The organism is Gracilibacillus oryzae, from assembly GCF_009498735.1.
Lineage (GTDB): Bacteria > Bacillota > Bacilli > Bacillales > Amphibacillaceae > Gracilibacillus > Gracilibacillus oryzae.
Window position 1 is genome coordinate 165,110 of sequence record NZ_ML762430.1, and the last position, 25,513, is coordinate 190,622.

Consider the following 25,513-nt stretch of genomic DNA (forward strand, 5'->3'; position numbering starts at 1 on the left):
TCAATCTATTTGATTAGTGCGAATGGAGTGTTTTTATCTGATCATTGCAGGGTATATCTATAGAAGGCTTGATTGGAAGTTTTGCCATATAATTGTTATACTGAATAGAAAGCTTACATATTGACAACTAAAATGGCAGAAACTATTATCGAATTTCTATGAAATAATCTTAATCTTATGAAAGAAAGGATGACTGATTTTGACAACTAATATTCCGCGTATTGTTGTCCTTGGAGCAGGATATGCAGGTATGATGACAACCAAACGGTTAACACAGCAGTTTGCTCCTGAGGAAGCTGAAATAACACTTGTCAACAAACATAATTACCATTACCAGACAACTTGGTTACACGAAGTTGCTGCTGGGACGATCGATGTCAATCGTTCCCGTATTATGATTTCTGATGTAATAAATACAAGACGAGTAAACTTTGTACAGGATATGGTAAAGAAGATTCATCCTGACAAAAAACAGGTAGAGTTAGAGAGCGGCACGCTGGATTATGATTACTTAGTTATCGGTTTAGGATTTGAGAAAGCAACCTTTGGAATTCCGGGAATGGACGAGCATGCATTTTCGATTCAGACAGTAGATAAGAGCCGAATGATCCGTGATCATATAGAATATCAATTTTCCCGGTATAAAACAGAGGAAAATCCTTCTGATGATATGCTGACAATTATAGTAGGCGGCGCCGGATTTACAGGAATTGAATTTGTTGGAGAACTGGCAGAACGCATACCAGTGCTTTGTAAAAAATATGATATTCCACGTAACCGTGTAAAAATCATTAACATCGAGGCAGCGCCTTCCATCTTGCCAGGGTTCGATCAGGAACTGTTAGAGTATGCAAAAGATTCATTATCAAGAAGAGGGATCGATTTCCTTACGTCCACGATGATCAAAGAAGTGAAGAAAGATGCGGTTATCGTTGGAGATGAAAAAGAAGAAATTAAATGTGGCACGTTTGTCTGGACAGGTGGCGTGCAGGCAAACAGAATAGTTGGCGAATCTGGTTTTGAGTTAACAAAAGGCAAAGTAAATGTTGATCAGACATTAAGGGCTCCTGGTTATGAGGATGTATTTGTGCTTGGTGACTGTGCATGGGTAATGAATAAAGATACAGAAACACCTTATCCACCAACAGCACAAATCGCGATTCAGGAAGCGGATGTCTGTGCACATAATATTCGAACATTAATATTTGGCGGCACATTACAGGAATTCTTCTTCGATAATAAAGGGACTGTTGCATCATTAGGCGGCGGTGAAGCAATGGGGACTATTTTTGATGGCCATCAATTGTATGGTTTACAAGCAAAAATGATGAAACATGTTATTGATGACAGGTATCTATTTATGCTAGGCGGACCAGCACTAGTGTTGAAGAAAGGTAAATTCCGCCCATTTTAATCACGGCGCCAACCGTCTGTCATACTCCTCTCTCAAGGTTCAAGTAACACGAAGAAAAGTAAGTGGGGGATAAAGAGACGCTAAGCATCCTGATAAGTTTCGCTAATGATCAGTGTGGGTACAAAAAAACATTGATCAAAGTCTCACTTTATAAGGGGGTTTTTTGATGAAGAACACATTGTTTTACACATTAGTAACTGCAGCTGCAACAATTGCATATGTACTTATATCAAGAAAGTTAGAAGATAAGCGGGATTTTCGCTAAGTACTTTTAGGGCAGATACATTTATCGTATCTGCTTTTTGTATTATACCGAGAATATTGCTGTATAATAATCTTAGTAAGGAGGCAGACAATGTTTACATTCTCTAATGTACAATACAAGGATATCTTAAAGATAGAAAAATTAACGTTTCAGGACAAGCAGATTATTTGTCTGTTCGGTGAAAGTGGCAGTGGAAAATCTACATTATTAAAAATGTTAAATGGAATGTTAACACAAGATAGTGGCAAGATTTTTTATAAAGAACGATTAATAGATGATTATGACCCGGTAGAGTTACGAAAAAAAGTAGTGATGCTCGGACAAGATCCTGTTATGTTTCAAGGTACAGTGCGCGAGAACCTTCTGTTTGGTTTAAAGTTTACCGGAAAAAGCGAAGCAGATGATAGCAAACTGAAAGAGTTATTAAAAGACCTGCGTTTAGAAAAGAACTTAGAAGATGATGCAGATCAATTATCTGGCGGGGAGAAACAGCGTGTTGCATTTGGCAGGGTGTTGTTAATGGAGGCAGCAGAGGTATATTTATTAGATGAACCAACCTCTGCTCTTGACGAAGAAACGGAAACAAAAGTGATGAGTGTATTTACCCAACATATCAAAAGGGAAGGAAAATCAGCTATTTTTGTTACCCATTCGAAAGAAGTGGCAGAAAAATATGCAGATCAAATCATCTATATGAATGAAGTACTTGCCAATGAGGAGATATCGGAATGAATAATATGTTAGATATTACTTTGTTGCAGCTTATCTCAGCATATATTTTTATTATCATACTCCTTGCAATAGTAAGGTGGCGCAAAATTCCGCGTGAAAAAGAAATAATTATCGCAACACTCAGAATGACCATTCAATTGGTTCTCGTAGGCTATTTGTTAGTGTACATATTCGAGAATGAGAACTGGATTTATTCTGTACTTGTTATCACCGTAATGGAAACTTTCGCTGTCTATAATATTTTTAAACGAACCAAAAAAGAAATGAATGCAGATTTGAAAAAAATTATTGCTGTTGCCATGGTTTCTGGTACACTGGCTGCTTTTCTGTATTTTAATTTTATTGTTGTCCAATTTTCACCATGGTATGATCCGCGCTATTTTATCCCGATTGCAGGAATGTTGATCGGAAATTCGATGACAGGTATTACACTTGGTGTCAGTGCTTTGATCGAAGGCTTCTCTTCAAGAAAAAAAGAGGTAGAAGCTGCTTTAATGCTTGGTGCCACCCCTAATCAGGCATCACAGGGAATTGTCAATCATGCATTTGATTCAGCAATACTGCCTACTATAAACAGTATGGTCGGGATGGGGATCGTTTTCTTACCTGGTATGATGACAGGGGTTATTTTGTCAGGAGCAGGTCCGCTTGATGCGATTAAATATCAAATTGCGATCATGTTAGGGATAACAGGGAGTGTTTCTCTATCAGTCATTATCTTCCTTTATTATGGGTACAAAACATTTTTCAACAAAAGGGCACAATTAAAACTATAATTTTTCTTGACGTTTCCCTATGTTTTTGGATAAAATAACATATAATCAAATGGCAAGATGCAATGACGAGGAAGAGTACTGCACACTTATCGTAAGAGAAGAGAACCCGAGGCTGAAAGGTTTTCCCGAAAAAGATGCAGGAAGGTAGCCTTTGAAGCAGCTTTACTGAATACGAAAAAGTAGGTAAAGCCGGTTGAACCGTTATCTCATCAATGAGTGTATAAGTAGCAGTACTTATAAACAAAGGTGGTACCACGGAAATCCAATCCTTTTCGTCCTTTACAACAGTAAGGGCGGGAAGGATTTTTTTGTTTAGGATCATTTGCTCCAGCTACTATGTTGTTAGCAAATTATTTTATCACTTTGATTGGAGTGGAGTACAGTCGACTCCAGCGGGGAAAGCATCGGCTGAAGGGATGTCCGCGGAAAGCGACTGTCTGGAACGGAAATCAACATTGCTTGAGCGCTTAATATTTTTAATTATTTCCTAAAGGAGGAATTTAGATATGTCAGAACAACATGAAGTAAATTTACCACCCAAATATGACCCGACAGCAGTTGAGAAAGGCCGTTATGATTATTGGGTAAATGGAAAGTTTTTTGAGGCAGAAAGAAATCCGGACAAAGAGCCATTTACCATTGTGATCCCGCCGCCAAACGTAACAGGAAAGCTTCACATCGGCCATGCATGGGATACGACACTGCAAGACATTGTAACAAGAATTAAGAGAATGCAAGGTTATGACGTACTGTACTTACCTGGTATGGATCATGCGGGAATTGCGACACAGGCAAAAGTCGAGGAAAAACTCCGTGAACAAGGCATCAGCCGTTATGACTTGGGCCGCGAGAAATTTTTAGAAAAAGCATGGGACTGGAAGGAAGAGTATGCCGGATTTATCCGTGAACAATGGGCGAAGATGGGTCTTGGCCTCGACTATTCGCGGGAACGGTTTACGTTAGATGAAGGCTTATCAGAAGCGGTAAAAGAAGTTTTCGTAAAATTATATGAGAAAGGGCTTATTTACCGTGGGGAGTATATTATTAACTGGGACCCTGCAACAAAAACAGCACTTTCAGACATTGAAGTAATCTATCAAGATGTTCAAGGCCATTTTTACCATATGAGATATCCACTCGCTGACGGAAGTGGACATATTGAAATTGCTACAACACGTCCAGAAACAATGCTTGGAGATACAGCTGTAGCTGTTCACCCGGAAGATGAGCGTTACAAGCATCTAATCGGTAAAAAAGTCAAATTGCCAATTGTAGGCCGTGAGATCGAAATTGTAGCAGACGATTATGTTGATATGGAATTTGGTTCAGGTGCCGTGAAAATTACCCCAGCACATGATCCGAATGACTTTGAAATTGGAAACCGCCACAATTTAGAGCGTGTGCTTGTGATGAATGAAGATGGCACAATGAATGAAAATGCTGGCAAATATCAAGGATTAGACCGATTTGAATGCCGTAAACAGATTGTGAAGGATTTACAGGCAGAAGGAATTTTGTTTGAAATTGAAGACCACATGCACTCTGTGGGTCACTCTGAGCGAAGCGGGGCAGTTGTAGAACCATACTTATCCACTCAATGGTTTGTCAAAATGCAGCCACTTGCAGATAATGCAGTTGCAATGCAAAATGGCTCAGATGAGGAAAAAGTCCACTTTGTACCAGACCGTTTTGAGAAAACGTATTTACGCTGGATGGAAAACATCCGTGATTGGTGTATTTCCCGTCAATTATGGTGGGGTCACAGAATTCCAGCATGGTATCACAAAGAAACTGGTGAGGTATATGTAGGAAAAGAAGCACCAGAAGATGCGGAAAACTGGGAGCAAGATACAGATGTCCTTGATACATGGTTCTCGTCTGCATTGTGGCCATTTTCTACATTAAATTGGCCTGATACAGAAGATGAAGATTTTAAACACTTCTTCCCAACAAATGCACTCGTAACAGGCTATGATATTATCTTTTTCTGGGTAGCTCGGATGATTTTCCAATCAAAAGAATTTAATGGTGAACGACCATTTAAAGATGTGTTAATTCACGGACTTGTTCGTGATGCGGAAGGCCGCAAAATGAGTAAATCACTTGGTAATGGGGTAGACCCAATGGAAGTAATCGAGAAATACGGAGCTGACTCGTTACGTTATTTTCTTTCCACAGGTTCAAGCCCAGGCCAGGATTTACGTTTTCAATGGGAAAAAGTCGAATCAACCTGGAACTTTGTCAATAAAATCTGGAATGCTTCACGCTTTGCTTTAATGAACATGAATGGCTTAAAGTATGAGGAAATTGATTTAACTGGCAAAAAATCTGTGGCTGATCACTGGATCTTAACCCGTCTTAATGAAACAATTGAGCAAGTGACTCGTAATGTAGATAAATACGATTTTGGTGAAGCTGGACGTTACTTGTACAATTTCATCTGGGATGATTTCTGTGACTGGTATATTGAAATGGCCAAACTTCCATTATATGGAGAAGACGAAGCAGCAAAACTAACAACACGATCTGTTTTGGCTTATGTTCTAGATAATACAATGCGTATGCTTCATCCGTTTATGCCATTTGTGACAGAGGAAATCTGGCAACAGCTTCCACACGAAGGAGAATCCATTGTGCTGGCAAGCTGGCCAACCGTAAACCAGGAATTATCGAATAAAGATGCATCTCAAGTGATGCAGCAATTAGTAGCAATTATCCGCTCTGTTCGTAATATACGTGCAGAAGTAGATACACCATTATCAAAAGAGATTCCAATCATGATTCAGGCAAGTGATGAAAACGGAAAAGCTCAATTAGAAGAAAACCGCGAATATATCGATCGTTTCTGTAACCCAAGTGAGCTGACAATTGATACAAACATTCAGGCACCAGGAAAAGCCATGTCAGCAGTTGTGACAGGTGCAGAGATCTTTTTACCACTTGAAGGGCTGATAGACATTGACAAAGAACTGGCAAGACTGGAAGCAGAAGTAGAGAAATTAAACAAAGAAGTAGAGCGTGTTGATAAAAAATTATCGAATGAAGGTTTTGTGAAAAAAGCACCCGAGCAAGTAGTGGAAGCTGAAAAAGCAAAGCAGCAGGACTATATCGATAAACGTGAAAAAGTCCAGGCACGTATTGCCGAATTAAAAGGCTAAAACACGATCATAAACAGGAGCAGAACTCTTAATAGAGCTGTTCCTGTTTTTTTGGTATTTCGCCTATGTTAAAATATAATTGATAACTTTTTTATAGAATAAAATTACAAATGGTGTATTATATAAATAGAAATCCACGTGATTCACGCGGTTTTCTGGAACTCTATAATTGCGTGATGATGTGATCCAAAATCGGCTCTGCAACATTTACACCAGTGTGTTTAAGAATATTGGCAACATGAGCATTTGTATTTACCTCACAAATGATCGGTTCTCCATTTTTTCCAATTAATAAGTCGACACCACAATAAGTGGCACCAACAGCCTTGGCAGCCGCAACTGCTAACTCTTTTTCTGCCGGAGAAGCGTGATATCCCTCTACTTTGCTGCCTAGATAAACATTTGCCCGAAAGTCAATGTCGGAGCTTCGTTTTAATCCTGCTACAACTTTATCTCCAACAACGAAAATCCGTATATCCCTGCCATAACTAGAATCAACGAATTCCTGCAATACAAAAGGTTTATCATAAATTGCTTTAATCCTGGCAATATATTCTTCTTCGTTATGAATAAGATAGACTTGCTCTCCGAATGATCCATAGCCTTCCTTCATAATAAAAGGGTAAGAAAATTCTTTTGCCAATGTTAAGAAAGACTCCAATTCTATTGTCGTTGTATTGGAAAAGATTTTTGGAGCTATCACTGTTTTTGGAATATTTACGTTTTTTTTGGCTAAATGTTGATACATTAGTACTTTATTATCACATATTTCGATACTTTGAGCATTGTTGTATACAGGAATATCAAGTAACTCTAATTGACGAGCAAGAGCGATATCTTTATCATGGAAGATAACAAATGAAGGTAGCTCCCATCCTTCGGCATGTTTAAGATAAACCCCATTTTTTGTTGCTTGATAACACAAATGATTATTTGCTACTACATTAATTTCTATATTTTTCTCGCTTCCTGTTTTTTTTATTTGTTTAGGAAACTGGAGAAAGGCCTCTGCTGCCAGATGACCATTGTAAATAACCCAACCGTTCAAAATGATCGCTCCTTTTTTTATTAGGAAAGTAAACTTATAGCACTGAACTATTTTCTAAATTGTATCACACAATGATAATGCAAAAATTTAAATAAAGAAAGTGTGAAGAAAGTGAATACATTCGATGAAGTGGAAGCCTTCTTTGCCTCAAGAAGGAAGTTAGGCATTAAACAGGGATTAGAGAGACTGGATTATCTGTTGGAAAAGACCAATCATCCCGAAATGCAATTAAAGGCAGTTCACCTGGCTGGGACCAACGGAAAAGGGTCCACTCTTACTTATATGAAAGAAGTACTGATAGAAAGCGGCTATAAAGTTGGGTCATTTGTTTCCCCAGGGCTGCCAACAATCCGGGACCATATGATGATTAATCATCAGACAATATCAGAGGAGGAATTTATCGCTGTTTTAAATGATCTTCTGCCATTGATAGTAGAAATGGACCAGATGGATAAGGCACCATCTGAATATGAAATATTGATGGTGATGACTTTTTTATATTTTTCCGGACAGACAGACATTGTATTAATTGAGACATGTATGGGTGGGAAAGAGGATGTGACAAACCGAATAAAGCCTATGATAACGATCATTACAACCGTTGATTATGATCATATGGGCTTTTTAGGAAGCAGTCTTGCGGAGATTGCGGTACATAAAGCAGGCATTATAAAAAAACAGGTACCCGTAGTGGTTGGCGACCTTCCGCAAGAGGCGCTGGAAGTTGTTTTGCAAAAAGCAAACTCAGTAAATGCACCAGTCTATCAGTATAAAAAAGATTATCTTGTGAAGGATTGGCAATGGAAAGCAAAGACCCAGCAGTTTACATTTGTACATCACAAAGAGATTCCCGTTGAGATTTCTATGTTAGGATCTCACCAGGCAGACAATGCTGCAAATGCGTTGATGGCAATGCAATTATTAATAGACGATGGATGGGCCATTGAACAGCATGCATTACAAAAAGGAATGAAACAGGCTAAGATACATAACCGCCTGGAAATGATCAGGGAAGAACCGGCCATTTTGATTGATGGTGCTCATAACACTTCCAGTATAAAGAAATTAACAGATACGATACAAACATATTGGAAAGACAAGCGAATCTTTATCCTGTTTAGTGCATTTAAAGATAAAGAAATAGCGAAAATGACAGAATTGCTTAGCCGAAATTGTGACAGGTTAGTTGTGACTACCTTTGACCATCCGCGAGCATTATCAGCAGATAATATAGCAGATAGTTTTGAATTCTATTCCAATTACAAAGATGCTTTAAAAGAAATAACAGAACGGATGAGACAAGATGATTGCCTGATAATCACAGGGTCCCTGCATTTTGTGGAAGAAGTAAAAAAACATATTCAAAATTAACAGCATTTATTGAAAGGAGGTGATTTTTGTTGCAGTTATATCAATTCAGATATAAATAAGTAATATCCCCTCGACGTGCTAATTGATTTATCCCTTTATTTTCCCTATTTTTCACTGCTTATATAGTGAACCTATCATACATTCGCTGCTTGTTTGAATCTATCAGATACTATGGCGAAATGTATTGATCTTAATCCCTCCTTTCTGACAAAAAAGTCAATTATCCTAAGCCCGCTTCTTTATGATTTTAAAGATCGTGCCATTATTTATCAGTTCCTAGCGAAAGTTTTTATTCCCTGTATGACAAAACTCGTCTTACATCTTATTTAGAATATGATAGGGTAATAGAAAAGAACTGAAATGAGGGATCCGTGTGAAAAACAATAACAGTAGAATTTCTGTTCAGATCAATAAGCAGAAGGAAGAGCGGGGGAAAGATCCAATCGAACAACTGCTGCAAAAAGAGAAGAAGCCACCTTTTGAGGATAACTCTCCTCCTGTTTACCAGCCAATTCACAAAAAGACTAAATCGAATTTTTGGACAACCTATCGTTCCTTTATTTATTCTGCCTTAACTGCCATTATCATTGGTACCTTTTTAGGGTTTCTTATGTTAAAGATCTTTGTTGATATGGACCCTGAGGAAGTTAGTTTTAACAGCAACAATCAGCAGGTATCCAGCACGGTAACAGCATCAGCAGATGGGGAAAAGGATGAGCAAACAAATGAAGCCACTGCCACTGCTTTTAAAAGCAATGCTCATCAAGCGTACGTTGTGCAGGCTGGTGTTTTCAGTGCAGAGTCTGCTGCAACTCAGCTGCAGAATGAGTTAAAGGCATCCAATCTGCCTGCAGTCATTTGGGAAAGAGATAATCAATTTCATTTGTTTATCTCTGTTCATTCTACGAGCGATGCATCTAAAAATCATCTCCAATCTATCTCAACAGATATGGAGATGTATGGCGGAAAGGCATGGACCACCGTACCGGTAGAAGTAAGTGTATCAGAAAGTGAGAAGACGTGGTTAGCATCCTTTGACAAACTTCTTCCAGGCTTGTTCGAAAGTAAAGATATCAGTGCTTTAAAACAATGGATCGGCCAAAAGCCTGCTAATATCACACCAGCTTTAGCATCATTTGTGGAGAAAGCAGAACAGATTAGTAAGAATGAACAGCTGGATAATCAATCTAAGCTGGAGTTATGGTACCAATATTCCCAATTAGCAGACAAGTAGAATTTTTTCTTGTACCCTGAAGACTTTGAATGAAATCAAGGGGATTATGTTTTAATTCTTATATGTGGCTTCTTCATAAGCTTTGTAGAATAGACAGATGCAAGAATATGAAGGAGGAATTTTATGGAAACAACAGAAATGGTAAGGATGAAAGAAGTACCGAAACGTGACAGGCCGCGGGAAAGATTAGTGGAGTTTGGCCCCAATCACTTATCAAACCAGGAATTGCTGGCAATATTATTTGGTACGGGCAACAGACAGGAAAATGTCTATCAACTGGCAGAGCGTGTGCTAAGGCACTTTGAAGGATTAGGCCAGTTGAGAGAGGTTACAATTGAAGAGTTAACAGGTCTAAAAGGAATCGGTCAGGCAAAAGGCGTTATTTTATTAGCAGCTATCGAACTTGGCAAACGTATCCATATGTATCAAGAGAAAGACCGCTATATTATCAGAAGCCCTGATGATGGAGCAAATTTTTTAATGGAAGAAATGTGTCAGCTGAAACAGGAGCATTTTGTCGTGATTTTCCTCAATACTAAGAATCAAGTGATTCATCGCCAGACGATTTTTATTGGCAGCCTGAATGCATCCATTGTCCATCCGCGTGAGGTATTCAGAGAAGCTGTCAAAAGATCTGCAGCCTCTATTATTTGTGCACATAATCACCCCTCAGGCGACCCCTCTCCATCACAGGAAGACATCCATGTAACAAAACGCTTAGTAGAAAGCGGCAAAGTAATCGGGATAGATTTGCTTGATCATCTGATTATCGGTGACCATCGATTTATATCATTAAAAGAAAAAGGGTACTTGTGACACTATCTATTTTGTGAAAAATTAAGTATAATTAGGTTACAAGCTTAAAACAGACGCCTTTTACAAGATTTTGCTTGTATAAAGGCGTTTGTTATTGAAATGATAAAGAAAGATCCAGTAGGCATCAGATATCCATAATAATCCATTCTACTCGCATGGAATGTACATTTTTGCTTATACTAGGATACATATACCATTAATCCTTACATATAAAAAAGGTAAATTCTTGATTCAATGACGATTAAAGCATAAAATTAAGCTTGACTGAACATTAATAAATTAGCTTGAGAGGAAGAAATAGATTGGCATTTTTAAATTTTTCACAAGACTTGGGGATAGATCTGGGAACTGCGAATACACTCGTTTTTATAAAAGGCAAAGGTGTTGTTGTAAGAGAACCTTCTGTTGTAGCGATTAATAAAGCAACAGGAGATATTGAGGCTGTAGGTAGTGATGCGAAAATGATGATTGGGCGTACTCCGGGAAATATTGCGGTAATCCGTCCAATGAAAGATGGCGTCATTGCCGATTATGATACAACTGCTGCAATGATGAAATATTATATAAAATTAGCACAGAAAAACCGTTCTTCGTTTGCAAAAAAACCGAATGTAATGGTGTGTGTTCCATCAGGTATAACAATGGTGGAAGAGAGAGCGGTAATTGACGCAACAAAACAGGCTGGAGCAAAGGATGCTTTTCCGATTGCAGAACCATTTGCAGCTGCTATTGGAGCAGGATTGCCAGTATGGGAGCCGACCGGCAGCATGATTGTTGATATTGGTGGGGGAACAACAGAAGTTGCTGTCATCTCATTAGGCGGTATTGTGACAAGTAAGTCTATCCGTACAGCTGGTGATGATATGGATGATGCCATTATTCAATATGTAAAACGTAAATATAACCTGATGATTGGAGAAAGATCTGCAGAATCGATTAAAATGGATATAGGTTCAGCAAAAGTACCTGCACAGGTAGATGAAATGGATATTAGAGGAAGAGATTTATTAACAGGTTTACCAAAAACCATTACTATCACATCAGAAGAAATTGCATATGCATTAAAAGATACAGTGGACGCCATTGTCGAATCGGTCAAAAATACACTGGAATTAACTCCACCGGAACTGTCTGCTGATGTAATGGACAGAGGAATTGTATTATCAGGTGGCGGTGCATTGTTAAAAGGGCTTGACGAGGTAATCAGTGATGAAACGAAGATGCCTACATTTGTTGCGGAGGAGCCATTGGATTGTGTGGCAATCGGAACAGGAAAGTCACTTGAATATATTGAACAGTTCCGCTCCCAATCTAAAAACTCTAATCACCGATTTACAGATTAAGCAGGTGTTACCATGTTTTTATTCAAGAAAAAGCATATGTTTATTTTTCTTATCGTTCTCATGATTCTAGTGGGAATTATAGGATTCTAATTGAGTAAGCGAAGTAACCTGACATTAGTGGAAGACTTCGTCCATGACAGTGTTGGCTGGTTACAGCAGATCGTAAATGAGCCGATTCATTTTACGACAACATTCTTTTCCAATATTAATGAAATTAAAAATGTCTACTCAGAGAACCAGAAACTGAAGTCACAACTGGAAGAGATTCGTCAAGTAGAATATGCAAACCAGGAGTTAACGAAAGAGATTGAAGAATTAGAATCCATTTTAGGAAAAACGGAAACTGACTTTTTGCAGAACTTCAATGAAATTCAGGCATCTGTTGTAGCAAGAAGCAAGGATCAGTGGTTTAAACAAATTACGATTAATAAAGGAACCCAAGATGGAGTCGAGCCGAACATGGCAGTGATTTCAGGGGAAGGAATGATTGGGAAAGTCCAAACAAGCTCCCCATTTACTTCTACTGTATTGTTATTAAATGGATTTGACCGTTCCAATCGAATATCTGTTAATGTCGATGCAGAAGAGACCCAGACAGATATGTCCGGTTTTATCGTTGGTTATGATGAAGAAACTAATTTACTCTTATTGGAATTAAACGAAAACAATGACAGTTTAAAGGCAGGACAACTCGTCTTTTCATCAGGACTTGGCGGTGTTTTTCCGAAAGGGTTGGAAATTGGCAAAGTGACGGAGGTAACCGAAGGCCGTTATTCTTTAACGAAAGTCGCCTATGTGGAACCTTCCGCGAACTTTGAGTCTCTTCATCATGTTATTGTTATTGATCGCGGGATGATTACAACAGAAGAAGCTGAAACATTGGCAGAAGAAGCTCGTCTGGCGGAAGAGGCACGAAAAGCAGAAGAAGAACAGCAAAATGCCGAGAACACGGAAGAGGCTGATGAGTCATGAGCAGGACTATCCCTTTTCTATTGGCATTTATCTGCTTATTTCTTATCATGCTGGAAGGTACTTTAGCTAATGTATTGACAGATATTTCATTTCTGCCTTCAGACTGGCAAGTTACTTCTCATTTTCTATTAATCTTTGTTATCTTTATAACAATCTTTTTTGATCAGCGAAATACGTATTACAGCTTTCTATTTGCCGTACTGTTCGGGCTTTTTATCGACATATTATATACACCTGTTATCGGCATCTACTTGTTTGTATATGCCGTAGCAATATACATTGTCCGCAACTTGATGAAATGGCTGCATGCCAATTTTTATGTTACGGTATTAATGATGATACTGGGAGTTTTTACAGCAGACATCTTAGCGTATTTTCTATATAATATAATACAAATTCACAATATGGGATGGAATGATTATTTCTTTCACCGGTTATTACCAACAACAGGATGGAATGTGGGAATCGGGATTGTTTTTTACCCACTGATATACAAACTATTACGAAAATGGCAATATATTAAGTTCGAGCAGAAGGATTGAGTACACACCAAGAAGTAATTAAGGGGTTGAAGTATGGTGGCAGGTAATCGTTGTATCACTATAAAAGGAACGCGCGATGGCTTAACACTTTTTATGGATGATACATGTGCATTCAATGATCTATTAAAATGAATTATATTGCCGAAAATGAACAGCCGATCCGAATACGAGTGGAGCTGGGAAATCGATACATATCGACTCAACAAGAAGAGAAATTAAAGGAAATGTTTGCTAATCAACAGAATTTCATTGTTGATCATATTATTTCGAATGTGATTCTAAAACAAACTGCACTAGATTGGAAAGATGATACAGCGATTAAGCTCTATAATAAAATCATACGATCAGGTCAAGTGCTTAACGTAATTGGCGATTTACTGCTGATTGGTGATGTCAATCCTGGCGGAAAAGTCGTCGCAACAGGAAATATATATATATTGGGTCATCTCAGAGGTGTTGCTCATGCTGGCAGTGATGGCAATAAGTCTTCTGTCATTGCTGCATCTTATATGAGCCCGACTCAGCTGAGAATAAGCGATATAATTAGCCGTTCTCCTGATGAGAATGCTGGAGGGATGATGGAATGCGGATTTATTGATCCCTCCAGTGATCAGATTATCATGGATCGTATAAGTCATTTGGCAAGAACACGTTCTGATTTGAGTGTTTTTGAGAGGAGGATTATTAATGGGTGAAGCGATTGTTATCACGTCAGGAAAAGGTGGAGTAGGTAAAACGACAACCACCGCGAATTTAGGTACATCTTTAGCATTATTAGAAAAGAAGGTTTGTTTAATAGATACAGATATTGGTTTACGCAATTTAGATGTGGTACTAGGTTTAGAGAATCGAATTATTTATGATATTATTGATGTGGTGGAAGAACGTTGTAAAGCATCCCAAGCCATGATTAAGGATAAGCGTTTTGATTGTTTATATCTGTTACCTGCTGCCCAAACGAATGATAAGTCTGCTTTAACACCAGAAGGAATGATTGAGATTATTTCTGAGTTGAAATCAGATTTTGATTATATATTAATAGATTGTCCAGCTGGTATTGAACAAGGATTCAAGAATGCTGTTGCTGGGGCTGATAAAGCTTTAGTTGTAACAACACCGGAGAAATCCAGTGTGCGAGATGCTGATCGGATTATTGGTCTTTTAGAACAGGAAGATATCGAACCACCGAATCTGATTATTAATCGTATAAGAAATCATATGATGAAAAGTGGCGATATGTTAGACATTGACGAAATTATGCAGATCTTGTCAATTGATCTAATTGGAATTGTAGCAGATGATGATGAGGTAATTAAAGCAACCAATCATGGTGAGCCAATTGCTTTCCAGCCAAATACAAAAGCATCCATTGCTTACCGTAATATTGCAAGAAGAATCCTCGGCGAATCTGTCCCATTGCAAAATCTTGATCAAAAAGTAACCTTTATTGATAAATTAAAGAAAGTCTTTGGGAAAAATTAATTGATAAATAACATTTAATATTGAGCAGTACAAACTATAACCATGGTTTGTGCTGCTTTTTTTATAAGTAAAGAAAGTATATAATCCGCGGTTTCAAGGCATTTGTTATCAAAATAGTCCTATTGAATTGAAGTGTAGATGGAAACCACCGCTACGGCTGCCCGCTTCCCTTTCCGTGGGGTTTTCCCTTCAGCTAACTTTTCCAAGCAAAAACCGCATGAAAAAGTGGATCTTCAGGTAAAACGATTCCCACAGGAGTTGAAGCGGTCGGCCTCCGCTATAAAGTTGGTCGACACTTTTTGTGACAGCTAACTTTCCGAGCATCTTTATCGGTGGAATAAAATCGACATGTCAGTGAGTACATTCATTGTAGCGCATTATTTATGCGTAGGTGTCCACTTCGACTCCTGTGGGATCAGCGTGTTCTGAAGATCCACTTTTGTAAAGCGATCTTCTTTACAAAAGTTAGCTGAAGACACGCCCCACGGAAAGCGAAGTGGGCAAGCCGGAGCGGGTGTTACGCCTATTACCCATGTCAAAATAATACTTTCTATTATTTTTGTCAATGGATAGGACCGAGTGGGGTTTCCCGATTTTTCTTATACAAAGAAAAAAGGTATGTATCATATCATATTCACAAACTGCTTGTCATAAACTAAATACAAATTGGATAAAGGGTTGTGAGGAGATATGAAGAAAAATGACTTATCATCAATTCGGAACAATATCAATCGCCGTAAACAAGAGAAGAGGAAAATAACGACGAACTACCAGAAAAGTTCTGCCGATTTTTCGAAAAGAGTAAACATTGAGGATGAAGAGAGACATGGATTTTATCCTTCCATCCCTAGTAGTTACAACGGGAACTCAAATAATCCTCCATTAATTTTCCGGACATTTTTGTTGAGAAGCATCATTGCCGCATTCCTTTTCTTCTTTTGTGCTATTTCGATCACATCGGAAGCGAAATGGCTTGAGAAACCAAAAGAATGGACAAGCTATGCACTGCAGGAAGAGTTTCCTTTTGCTTCGGTAAATGCATGGTATCAAGCCAAATTTGGTGCACCATTTGCATTGGAAACGAACGTATCAGAAGGAGAGCAGCTTGCGGCCTTACCTGTTTTTGGGCAAATTGATCAATCTTTTCAGGATAATGGACAAGGTATTATGATTACAGCAGATGAAGAAACAGAAGTAGTTGCCGTTAATACAGGAACCGTTTTGTTTGCTGGCAATGACCAGAAGACAGGGAAGACGGTTATTATTCAACATGCAGATCAGAGCAAAACAATTTATGGCTACTTATCCAATATCGAAGTGCATTCCTATCAATCTGTCAGAGCCAATCAGGTAATCGGCTCCTATCAGCCGACGGAAACAAATCAGGCGATTTATTTTGCTGTAGAGAAAAACCAGCAATACATTGATCCGATTCAGGTGATTCAGGTTAATGAACAGCCATAAAATCTTGCCGCCTATTCATGTTCATCCAATTGTATTCTTTTTCATAACTGTAGCTGTATTGACGGGGATGCTTGTTGATCTTGTTATCATATTTTTTATCGTATTCGTTCATGAAATGGGTCACTATTATTTTGCCCGGAAATTCAATTGGAAAGTAAAACGGATCTATTTGTGGATATTTGGGGGAGTAATGGAAACAGAAGATGATGCGAGGAGATCATGGAAAGAAGAATGGATCGTAACAATTGCTGGACCCATGCAGCATTTGTTTTTATTCTTCTTTTTTTATTTACTTGCAGCAAGTGGTTTGGTTCCTGATTCTACTATTAATATCGCAATGCAGTATAATACGTTTATCCTGCTGGGAAATTTATTACCAATCCTGCCTTTAGATGGGGGGCGGATGTTGCAGCTTGTCTGTGACGACCTGTTTCCGTTTCAGACAGCTGTTTCCTTAGCCATTCTTCTGTCATGTGTATCAATTGTGACAGTTCTATTCATTGCATTTTTTATTGGTCATCTATCCTTAAGTTTAGGGTTGCTTTTTGTTTTTTTATTTTGGGAAAATCGTTTAGAATGGAAGCGAAGGCATTATAAGTGGTGGAAATTTATCCTTTACCGCAAAAGTGATGCGAAAATATATAAGAAAAAGTCTGTTCTGCATGTAGAACGAGAGCGGCGGCTTGTCGATATCTTTCAACAATTTTACCGCAATCGCTACAATGTCATTCGGATAAATGATGTTCCAATCTGTTTATCAGAAGCTGATTGTATTCACGCTTTTTTATCCAATAAGCTTCATCATTTGACCATTGGCGATATTGCAGATACTAAAGAAGAGGTAAACTATGTGTAAGTTATTATTTCAAACAAGACTAACAGAAAAAATAGGGATCTATCAAGCAGAGAATCAGGTCAGAGATATTCAGTTAGATCGCGATACCAACCATGCCCGCGTTGGATCAATTTTTTTAGGCAAGGTCAGGAATATCGATCGATCAATTGAGGCTGCTTTTATTGAAATAGAGAAAGATATTGTTGGATTTTTACCTAAAAGTGAATATCCGTTTAAAGATAAGTTCGGTTCTGCTTTAACAGACGGTGCTTCTGTAATCGTCCAGGTGATCAAAGAGGCATATCAGGATAAAGGGCCGCGACTTACTGCGAATATTACATTCCCGGGCGCTAGCATGGTTTATTTGCCATATAGCGCATTTCTTGCATGTTCCAAAAAACTCTCCGAACAACAACGTGAGAAAATGGAAGGGTTACTCAAACCTCTCTTGGAAGATCAAGAAGGACTTATCATCCGAACGCAAAGTGTTGATCTGGCAGATGAGGTTATCATTAGTCAATTAGAGCAACTGAGAAAACAGTTTGCAACACTAGTGCACAACGCGAAATCAAAGAAAGCTCCATTTCCATTACTCACAACAAGCCAAGTGCCTGATCAGATGATTAACCAATATCAGAGCAAGAAGCTGACTGAGATCATTTTTGATCAAATGGAAGTGATGAGGCAAATGCAGCAGAAATACCCGGATCTTGCAGAGGTCATGAGCTATAGTCAGATGCCTGTGCCGGATAATCAGAAAACAGTTGATCAATTATTAGAGGAAGCTGTCCATCCCACTGTACGAACAAAAGAGGGGATCGCTATAACAATTGAACAAACAGAAGGCTTAACCGTAATAGATGTGGACAGCAGCCAGTTTCAAAGCAGGCAAAATAAACGGATTACATTGTATCAAATCAATCAGAAAGCAGTCCGGCCAATAGCAGCCGAAATTCAGAAACGCAACTTGTCAGGGATTATTTTAATCGATTTTTTGAAAATGAAAAAAAAGGAAGAACACCAGCATATCCTGCAGTTATTGCGTAAAGAGTTGTTAAAAGATCCTATCAGAACAGAAGTATATGGATTCACAAAGCTAGGATTGGTTGAAATGACAAGAAAAAGAGAACATGTCGGCTTGTTGCAGCTAATGACAGAGAGAGCAACAACAGCCAGTGCTGAGAGAACGATGGAATCCTATGCTTATCAGTTCGAAAGAGAACTAGACAGATGGAACCATACAAAAACAGAAGCCATCATTGTTGCATGTTCACAAGAATTCGATAAGTTATTGCAAGAAAAAGTTTACCCTAATGTCAGGGAGCAGGTAACATTGGATGTTTACAAAATGATCGATCACAGCATTTCCAACTACCAGATTGTCAGGAGCGGGAGTTGGGAATTAATCCATGAATATATGGAACAGCATTCTGCACTTGTTATTGACAAAGTCCTATAAAATATGGTATGATCGATTCGTTGTTTATGTAGCACCCGTTGCTGCTGCAACCGCGCAGAACAGGTTATGAAAGCTTTGAATAAGCTTGCCTGTATGGCGAGTCTGAGTATTAGAGGAGGTGCATATTGTGTACGCGATTATTGAAACTGGTGGAAAACAAGTGAAAGTAGAAGAAGGTCAAGTGATCTACGTAGAGAAGCTAGCTGCTGAAGCTGGTGAATCAGTAACATTTGACAAAGTACTTATAGTTGGTGGAGATGAGGCTAAGTTCGGTGCTCCATACGTAGACGGAGCTACTGTTACTGCGAAAGTAGAAAAACAAGGCCGTCAGAAAAAAATCACTGTATTCAAGTACAAGCCAAAGAAAAACTATTCACGCAAACAAGGTCACCGTCAGCCATACACGAAACTGACGATTGAAAAAATCAATGCATAAGGGTTTCTCTTATGATTGAAGTGACTATTGAGCGTAAACAAAGTGCAATAAAATCCTTTACCGTTACAGGGCATGCAGGAAGTGGTCCATACGGGCATGATTTAGTTTGTGCTGCAGTATCCGCTGTTTCCTTCGGTGCTGTAAATGCGGTATTACAATTATGTGAAATTGATCTATCCATTGATCAGGCCGGTGATGAAGGTGGCTTTCTGAAAATTGCTCTTCCTGATGATAACGAGGATGAAAAAGCATCCATTCTGTTAGAAGGAATGGTGGTTTCCTTACAAACCATTGAGCGGGATTATGGTCAGTTTATATCAATCACTGATGCTATGAAATAAGGAGGTGCAACGATATGTTACGTCTAGATTTACAATTCTTCGCGTCTAAAAAGGGTGTAGGTAGTACAAAAAACGGTCGTGACTCTGAGTCCAAACGTTTAGGTGCTAAACGTGCAGACGGTCAGTTCGTTTCTGGTGGTTCTATCCTTTACCGTCAACGCGGAACGAAAATTTACCCAGGTGAAAACGTAGGTCGTGGTGGAGATGACACACTATATGCTAAAACAGATGGTGTTGTTAAATTCGAACGCTACGGACGCGATCGCAAAAAAGTAAGTGTATATCCTGCATAAGGATTGAGAAAAGCTCTAACCTGCATAGGTTAGAGCTTTTTTTGATGGCTCTACATATATAAGGGAAAGCGGGTAATTGTAATGAAAGAACAGTTAACTGCTAAAAGTGCTTTACGTGTATGAACGTTTTGAAGAATAAAAGCAGTTTAATCATCAAAAGAGCCAGCTTATATGTGAGATATGTAGAATAATAACAGAGTAATCATCACAAAAGCTAACTGCCTGCATGAGATTTGATAAAAAAAAGTAACCCGTCAGTCATGACAAGGAATAAATCCCTATCTACCTCTCCACTTATCGCATTTCCACAGTAACTATGCTATAATTTTCTTATTATGCTTTTGAGGTGAGTGCGGCTATGCAAGAAAAAGAAGTGATTGAATTATTACGTCATTACCGTCATGATAATTTGAATGATTTGCAACTTGTCATGGGATACTTACAATTAGGGAAACAAGAAAAAGCTCAAGCGAAAATCAATGAGATTATTGCAAAAGCAAATAATGAAAGACAGTTAGACCGGTTACAGCTCCCGGAGACGATGCTATGGCTTTATAAGAAAAACTGGTTCTCGGAGAATCTTTCATTAGAATACAGGATCGAAATAAGTGACGAGACAGCTTCCTTTTCTGATAACAGTCTAAAGCAAAAGTTAGAGAAGATTTTTGCTGAACTAGCTGACTTTCAACAGGAATTTCAGTATTATCATGCGATATTGTTATTTGGTAAACAGTTGCAATTAACCATTGAAGGGGAATGGCGAGATCAGGAAGCATTATTAAAACAATTAGAAAAGCATCAATTTCTAGATATCATTCAAATGAATGAAGACAAGCAATTACAAATAAAATGGACAGAATAAATGAAGTAGGTGATTCGAATGTTTGTCGATCAGGTCAAAGTTTATGTAAAAGCAGGAGATGGGGGCAATGGAAGTGTTGCCTTTCGTCGTGAAATATATGTGCCAATGGGCGGACCAGCAGGCGGAGATGGTGGTAACGGTGGAGACATCATTTTCGAAGTTGATGAAGGTTTAAACACATTGATGGATTTTCGTTATCAAAGGCATTTTAAAGCAAAACGCGGGGAAAGTGGCATGGGAAAAGGCATGCACGGGAAAAATGCAGAGCCTTTAGTACTTGCTGTTCCTCCAGGTACAACCGTAAAAGATGTAAATACTGAAGAAGTTCTCGCTGATCTGGTGGAACATAAGCAAAGAGCCGTTATCGCAAAAGGTGGTCGCGGCGGTCGCGGGAATATCCGATTTGCGACAGCTAGGAACCCTGCACCTGAAATTGCAGAAAATGGTGAGCCGGGTGTCGAAAGAGATATCCAGATTGAATTAAAATTAATTGCTGACGTAGGATTAGTTGGTTTTCCGAGTGTAGGGAAATCTACTTTGTTGTCCGTAGTAAGTGCGGCAAGACCGAAAATTGCCGATTATCATTTTACGACATTATCACCTAACTTAGGAGTAGTAGATACACAGGATCAGCGAAGCTTTGTCCTTGCTGACTTGCCTGGTTTAATTGAAGGAGCGCATGAAGGTGTCGGTTTAGGGCATCAATTCCTGCGTCACGTGGAGAGAACACGTGTTGTTCTTCACGTATTAGATATGGCGGGAACAGAGGGACGCGACCCTTATGATGATTTCATTACAATTAATAAAGAGCTGGAACAATATGATCCAAGCATTTTGGAGCGGCCGCAAATTATTGCCGCAAATAAAATGGATTTACCAGAGGCAGAAGAGCAATTAGCCTTTTTTAAAGAACAGCTGGAAGAAGATTATCCAATATATCCAATCTCTACCGTTACAAGAGAAGGGATTCGTGATTTATTGTTTGCTGTTGCAAATAAATTAGATGAAATTCCGAAAAATTATAAGCCTATTGAAGAAAAAGAAGATCGTGTTGTCTACCGCTTTGAAAAACAAGAGAAAGCCTTTAAGATCACAAGAGATCCGGATGGTGCTTTTGTCTTGTCAGGTGAACAAATAGAAAAATTACTGAAAATGACTGATCTGACTCGAGACGAATCGATCCAGCGATTTTCACGTCAATTACGTGGGATGGGTGTTGACCAGGCATTACGTGAACGAGGAGCAGAGAATGGTGACACGGTAAGATTACTTGATTTTGAATTCGAGTTTATGGAATAATTTTGATAAGCTCAAATAGGTAAAGGGGAATAAATGAATGCCCGGAGAGAATGAAAAGTTCTACTTGGTACGAGAGGATTTCTTGCCAGACGGAATGAAAAAAACAATCGAGGCAAAAAAATTGTTAGAAAGAAAAAAAGTTGACTCCATTCATGAAGCAACCAAGACAGTGGGCCTTTCACGCAGTGTTTTTTATAAATACCGTGATGCAGTGTTCCCTTTTCAACATATGGTAAAAGAACAAATGCTTACATTATTTTTTCATCTTGAAGACCAGACTGGTGCCTTGTCCCACTTGCTGTCAATGGTGGCAAGTGCTGGGTGCAACATTTTAACCATCCACCAGACAATTCCCATTCAAGGGAAAGCGAATGTCACACTTTCATTAAATACGTCAGGAATGACCAAAGAGATCGATGACTTGATTCATCAGTTAAAGCAGGTTTCTTATGTCAATCAAGTAGAAATATTAAGTTCAGGCGTGTCTTAGAGGGAGATTTTGATCAGTGGAGTTTTGGCTTGGACTGATCATGTAGCGAAACTTATCAGGATGCTTCGCGTCTGTTTATCCTTTTCTTGGAAATGACAGGCGTTTAGCACTGTGATAAATAGGGGGAGCAAATTTCATGTCAGAAACAATAGGATACTTAGGGCCTAAAGGTACATTTACTAAAATTGCAGTAGATTCTATGTTTAATGGAGAAGTGAAAAAAGGTTTTACGAATATTCCGGAATGTATTGATGCCGTTAGAAATGAAGAGATAGATTATGCTGTCGTTCCTTTGGAGAATACAATTGAAGGAACTGTTAATATTACATTAGACTATTTAATTCAGGCAGAAAATGTGAAAATTGTCAGTGAGGTGATTGTTCCGATTCGTCAGCATCTGATGGTGCATTCGGACAATGCAGAGGAACCTTTAGATCAATTGGATGTGATTTATTCCCATCCTCATGCAATTGCCCAGTGCCATGCTTTTCTGCGTAATCAATTGCCGAATGTAAAAGCTCAATCGATGACATCAACTGCAGCAGCAGCAGAATATGTCAGCAAGCATCCAGAAGAAAAGGTTGCGGCGATTGCGAACCATTTAGCAGCAAAAGAGTATGATTTACCTATTGTCAAAAAAGATATCCATGATTTTGATAACAATCATACAAGATTTGTTGTCCTGCATAAAGAAGATACAGCTCTAACCTCCAATAAACTAGAGGAAAAAGGCTATAAAACAACGATTACGGTCTCATTACCATCAGACCGTCCTGGTGCCTTGCATCAAGTACTTTCCGCATTTGCCTGGCGTAATCTCAATTTATCCAAAATCGAATCACGTCCGATGAAGACTGGTTTAGGCAATTATTATTTCTTAATTGATATTGAGCAGAAATTAGATGAGGTCCTGATTCCAAATGCTATCGCGGAGATGGAGTCATTGGGGTGCTCTGTTGATATATTAGGCAGCTATCCATATTATTTGCATAGCGGCAATGGGGTGACGCTTGCGGTATAAACTCGCAAGCGTTATTTTCTTATAAGGAAAGAAAGTATAAACGGAGATGTCTAGCTCCAAGCGCCTGCCCCTCGAGGTCTTAAGCGATCCTGCTATGTGGCAAAGATCGCCACGTCGCAGTTTCGCTTAAGCTTGTCGGGGCAGAACAGGCGCTTTTCGCTTTTCTTATTTAACAAGAAACCCTTTCTGCTGCAATGCCTCATAAGCTTTGTCCAGTTTCCATTCCTGGTCTGCTGTAATCGTATGGTTATGGACACCATCGGTTAACTGGAGTAAGTAGGGAGCATTATTTTGTTCAATTCTTGCCACAAATGAATCGACTTCGGCACGATTGCTAACCATGATCGATGCTTTTAAATCGCCATAGATTGGATGTTCAATCATGACATCTTTCACCATCGCCCCATTATCCACGATTGCATATAATTCCTCTTTTGTTTCCTCACCTGTATGACGGCAAGCGATAACCTTCTCAAACGGCTGATCGGTTTGTTTTTGCATATAGATGTAGCCATTGCTTGTTGCGATAATTGGGTGGTTTTGTGCTTTCAATAGCGTAATATCCTGCACAATCACTTGACGGCTCACATTAGCTTTTTCCGCTAATTCACCACCAGTCAGCGGCTTATCTGCTTCCTGCAGCCACCCTCTGATTGCCTCTCTTCTTTCATTGCCTATGAGTTTCTTTGTCATAAAACACTCTGCTCCTCCTTTATCCTGCTAAAGATTTTTGCTGATATATCAATCACCTGGTCGATGTCATTAAATGTTGTTAAATGACTAAATGAAAAACGGATATAACGATTTCCATCTTCCTTGTTATGTAACAGTGGCATGATAGCTCGCGGGATTTGCTGCTGCCCAAGACTGCATGCACTTCCGCTTGAAATCGCAATACCATAACGATTATATTCTAATAAAATATAATCCCCTTGTGTAGTCGCTGTCAAACAGCCAACAATACTTGGGCAGCTAATGTTATTTTCTGCAACAGGAATAAGCGGTAGCTGATGGACAGCCAATTGCTCAATAAAGTATTTTTTTATATTCTGCAGATGACTTAGGTGTTCTGCTAAATGTTTGTGCATATAGTCAGCAGCAAAGGCGAATGCCGTTGCACTTGCCACATCTACTGTTCCTGGACGAATGCCTTTTTCATTGTTCATCTTAACAGGGTTCTCAATAAGTACTACTCTCGGGTGGAAGTAGACTGCTCCCACTCCTTTTGGTCCAAAGATTTTGTGACTGGATATTGTAATAGCATCAACAGCAATGTTTGCTAGATCAATCTTTATTTTACCAAATGATTGAACACAATCGCTATGAAAATATATCCCCTGTTTTCTTAAAAAAAGACCGATTTGTTCAATTGGCTGGATTACCCCTGTTTCACCATTCACATGCTGAATCGAAACAAGACAGGTGTCTGGTCTGATATTGGCTGCTAAATCTTCCAAACTTATTAGTCCTTGTTTGTCTCCAGTTAGAAATGTAACCTCAACATCTCCGGTTTTATGTAAGTTCTTCAAATGATAATAAACAGAGCTGTGTTCCATCATTGTAGAAATGACATGTTTTTTTCCTGTACAACACCTTAGCAGTGTGTCAATTGCCAGTCTGTTTCCTTCTGTTCCTCCACTTGTGTAATAAATATGATTACTTGCCGTCTGTAATGTGGTTGCTAACATCTCTCGCCCATTTTCTAAAACACTGGCAGCATTTGAGCCAATATCATGTAAACTGCTGGCATTGCCATAGTGCTTTCTGGATATTTCCATATAAACAGATAAAGCGTCTTCCATTATTGGGGTAGTCGCTGCATAATCGCAATAAATCATGGGAACACTCCTTCTTTAAAAA

26 protein-coding genes and 2 other annotated features are annotated in these 25,513 nt (G+C 38.9%); of the genes, 23 read left to right on the plus strand and 3 right to left on the minus strand.

What is annotated here, in order from left to right:
- Nucleotides 1-199 precede the first annotated feature (199 nt).
- From F9U64_RS11275 to F9U64_RS11290, 4 genes are all read left to right on the plus strand, one after another.
- Nucleotides 200-1,414, plus strand: coding sequence for an NAD(P)/FAD-dependent oxidoreductase (locus tag F9U64_RS11275; protein WP_153403438.1), 1,215 nt, complete (start codon nt 200-202; stop codon nt 1,412-1,414).
- Between the two features lie 355 nt (nt 1,415-1,769).
- Complete coding sequence (locus tag F9U64_RS11280) at nt 1,770-2,411, plus strand: ABC transporter ATP-binding protein (RefSeq protein ID WP_153403440.1); 642 nt, start codon at nt 1,770-1,772, stop codon at nt 2,409-2,411.
- Nucleotides 2,408-3,187 carry an ABC transporter permease gene (locus F9U64_RS11285; RefSeq protein WP_153403442.1) on the plus strand — a complete coding sequence of 260 codons (780 nt, stop codon included), beginning with the start codon at nt 2,408-2,410 and terminating at the stop codon, nt 3,185-3,187. Before F9U64_RS11280 ends, F9U64_RS11285 begins: the two co-directional genes overlap by 4 nt.
- A gap of 53 nt (nt 3,188-3,240) precedes the next feature.
- Nucleotides 3,241-3,470 (plus strand) — a binding site (T-box leader).
- Between the two features lie 223 nt (nt 3,471-3,693).
- Nucleotides 3,694-6,345, plus strand: a complete 2,652-nt coding sequence (locus F9U64_RS11290; RefSeq protein WP_153403444.1) for a valine--tRNA ligase — start codon at nt 3,694-3,696, stop codon at nt 6,343-6,345.
- Between the two features lie 163 nt (nt 6,346-6,508).
- Here the strand turns inward: F9U64_RS11290 and F9U64_RS11295 are convergent, their stop codons facing one another.
- A complete protein-coding gene (locus F9U64_RS11295; protein WP_194287344.1) occupies nt 6,509-7,393 on the minus strand; it encodes an ATP-grasp domain-containing protein in 885 nt (294 codons plus the stop codon).
- A gap of 111 nt (nt 7,394-7,504) precedes the next feature.
- Between F9U64_RS11295 and F9U64_RS11300 the strand changes: the two genes are divergently transcribed.
- From F9U64_RS11300 to pheA, 19 genes are all read left to right on the plus strand, one after another.
- A complete protein-coding gene (locus F9U64_RS11300; protein ID WP_153403448.1) occupies nt 7,505-8,764 on the plus strand; it encodes a bifunctional folylpolyglutamate synthase/dihydrofolate synthase in 1,260 nt (419 codons plus the stop codon).
- 373 nt (nt 8,765-9,137) lie between these two features.
- On the plus strand, nt 9,138-9,998 hold the full coding sequence (locus F9U64_RS11305) for an SPOR domain-containing protein (RefSeq protein WP_153403450.1): 861 nt from the start codon (nt 9,138-9,140) through the stop codon (nt 9,996-9,998).
- A gap of 123 nt (nt 9,999-10,121) precedes the next feature.
- A complete protein-coding gene (radC, locus tag F9U64_RS11310; protein ID WP_323125841.1) occupies nt 10,122-10,814 on the plus strand; it encodes a RadC family protein in 693 nt (230 codons plus the stop codon).
- Nucleotides 10,815-11,116: 302 nt separating this feature from the next.
- Complete coding sequence (locus F9U64_RS11315; protein WP_153403452.1) at nt 11,117-12,157, plus strand: rod shape-determining protein; 1,041 nt, start codon at nt 11,117-11,119, stop codon at nt 12,155-12,157.
- A gap of 90 nt (nt 12,158-12,247) precedes the next feature.
- Nucleotides 12,248-13,129, plus strand: a complete 882-nt coding sequence (gene mreC / locus F9U64_RS11320) for a rod shape-determining protein MreC (RefSeq protein ID WP_228275676.1) — start codon at nt 12,248-12,250, stop codon at nt 13,127-13,129.
- Nucleotides 13,126-13,671: a rod shape-determining protein MreD gene (mreD, locus tag F9U64_RS11325; RefSeq protein ID WP_153403454.1), complete on the plus strand. Its 546-nt coding sequence runs from the start codon at nt 13,126-13,128 to the stop codon at nt 13,669-13,671. The genes mreC and mreD overlap by 4 nt, the downstream gene beginning before the upstream one ends.
- A gap of 33 nt (nt 13,672-13,704) precedes the next feature.
- Nucleotides 13,705-13,803 (plus strand): hypothetical protein, encoded by a 99-nt coding sequence (locus F9U64_RS23590; protein WP_407647317.1) that lies wholly within the window; start codon nt 13,705-13,707, stop codon nt 13,801-13,803.
- A complete protein-coding gene (gene minC / locus F9U64_RS11330) occupies nt 13,800-14,366 on the plus strand; it encodes a septum site-determining protein MinC (protein WP_323125842.1) in 567 nt (188 codons plus the stop codon). The genes F9U64_RS23590 and minC overlap by 4 nt, the downstream gene beginning before the upstream one ends.
- The gene (gene minD, locus F9U64_RS11335) at nt 14,359-15,153 is read left to right on the plus strand and encodes a septum site-determining protein MinD (RefSeq protein ID WP_153403455.1); all 795 of its coding nucleotides are present in this window, start codon (nt 14,359-14,361) and stop codon (nt 15,151-15,153) included. The genes minC and minD overlap by 8 nt, the downstream gene beginning before the upstream one ends.
- Nucleotides 15,154-15,843: 690 nt before the next feature.
- Entirely contained in the window at nt 15,844-16,617 is a 774-nt protein-coding gene (locus F9U64_RS11340; protein WP_153403457.1) for a M23 family metallopeptidase, read from the plus strand.
- Nucleotides 16,604-17,473, plus strand: a complete 870-nt coding sequence (locus F9U64_RS11345) for a site-2 protease family protein (protein ID WP_153403459.1) — start codon at nt 16,604-16,606, stop codon at nt 17,471-17,473. The genes F9U64_RS11340 and F9U64_RS11345 overlap by 14 nt, the downstream gene beginning before the upstream one ends.
- Complete coding sequence (locus F9U64_RS11350; RefSeq protein ID WP_153403460.1) at nt 17,466-18,911, plus strand: ribonuclease E/G; 1,446 nt, start codon at nt 17,466-17,468, stop codon at nt 18,909-18,911. Before F9U64_RS11345 ends, F9U64_RS11350 begins: the two co-directional genes overlap by 8 nt.
- Before the next feature lie 38 nt (nt 18,912-18,949).
- Nucleotides 18,950-19,025 (plus strand) — a sequence feature (ribosomal protein L21 leader region).
- A gap of 13 nt (nt 19,026-19,038) precedes the next feature.
- Nucleotides 19,039-19,347, plus strand: a complete 309-nt coding sequence (gene rplU, locus F9U64_RS11355; protein ID WP_153403462.1) for a 50S ribosomal protein L21 — start codon at nt 19,039-19,041, stop codon at nt 19,345-19,347.
- Nucleotides 19,348-19,358: 11 nt separating this feature from the next.
- Entirely contained in the window at nt 19,359-19,688 is a 330-nt protein-coding gene (locus F9U64_RS11360) for a ribosomal-processing cysteine protease Prp (protein WP_153403464.1), read from the plus strand.
- 14 nt (nt 19,689-19,702) lie between these two features.
- Nucleotides 19,703-19,981: a 50S ribosomal protein L27 gene (gene rpmA / locus F9U64_RS11365; protein ID WP_089740762.1), complete on the plus strand. Its 279-nt coding sequence runs from the start codon at nt 19,703-19,705 to the stop codon at nt 19,979-19,981.
- A 358-nt stretch (nt 19,982-20,339) separates the two neighbouring features.
- Nucleotides 20,340-20,843: a Spo0B domain-containing protein gene (locus tag F9U64_RS11370; RefSeq protein WP_153403466.1), complete on the plus strand. Its 504-nt coding sequence runs from the start codon at nt 20,340-20,342 to the stop codon at nt 20,841-20,843.
- 18 nt (nt 20,844-20,861) lie between these two features.
- Complete coding sequence (obgE, locus tag F9U64_RS11375; protein ID WP_153403468.1) at nt 20,862-22,142, plus strand: GTPase ObgE; 1,281 nt, start codon at nt 20,862-20,864, stop codon at nt 22,140-22,142.
- 37 nt (nt 22,143-22,179) lie between these two features.
- Nucleotides 22,180-22,632, plus strand: a complete 453-nt coding sequence (locus F9U64_RS11380) for an ACT domain-containing protein (protein WP_153403470.1) — start codon at nt 22,180-22,182, stop codon at nt 22,630-22,632.
- 136 nt (nt 22,633-22,768) lie between these two features.
- A complete protein-coding gene (gene pheA / locus F9U64_RS11385) occupies nt 22,769-23,653 on the plus strand; it encodes a prephenate dehydratase (protein ID WP_153403472.1) in 885 nt (294 codons plus the stop codon).
- Nucleotides 23,654-23,818: 165 nt separating this feature from the next.
- On the opposite strand, the gene F9U64_RS11390 is transcribed toward pheA, so the two are convergent.
- Both F9U64_RS11390 and F9U64_RS11395 read right to left on the minus strand, forming a co-directional pair.
- Nucleotides 23,819-24,346, minus strand: coding sequence for a transcription repressor NadR (locus tag F9U64_RS11390; protein WP_153403474.1), 528 nt, complete (start codon nt 24,344-24,346; stop codon nt 23,819-23,821).
- Complete coding sequence (locus F9U64_RS11395; protein WP_153403475.1) at nt 24,343-25,491, minus strand: IscS subfamily cysteine desulfurase; 1,149 nt, start codon at nt 25,489-25,491, stop codon at nt 24,343-24,345. Before F9U64_RS11395 ends, F9U64_RS11390 begins: the two co-directional genes overlap by 4 nt.
- Nucleotides 25,492-25,513 lie beyond the last annotated feature (22 nt).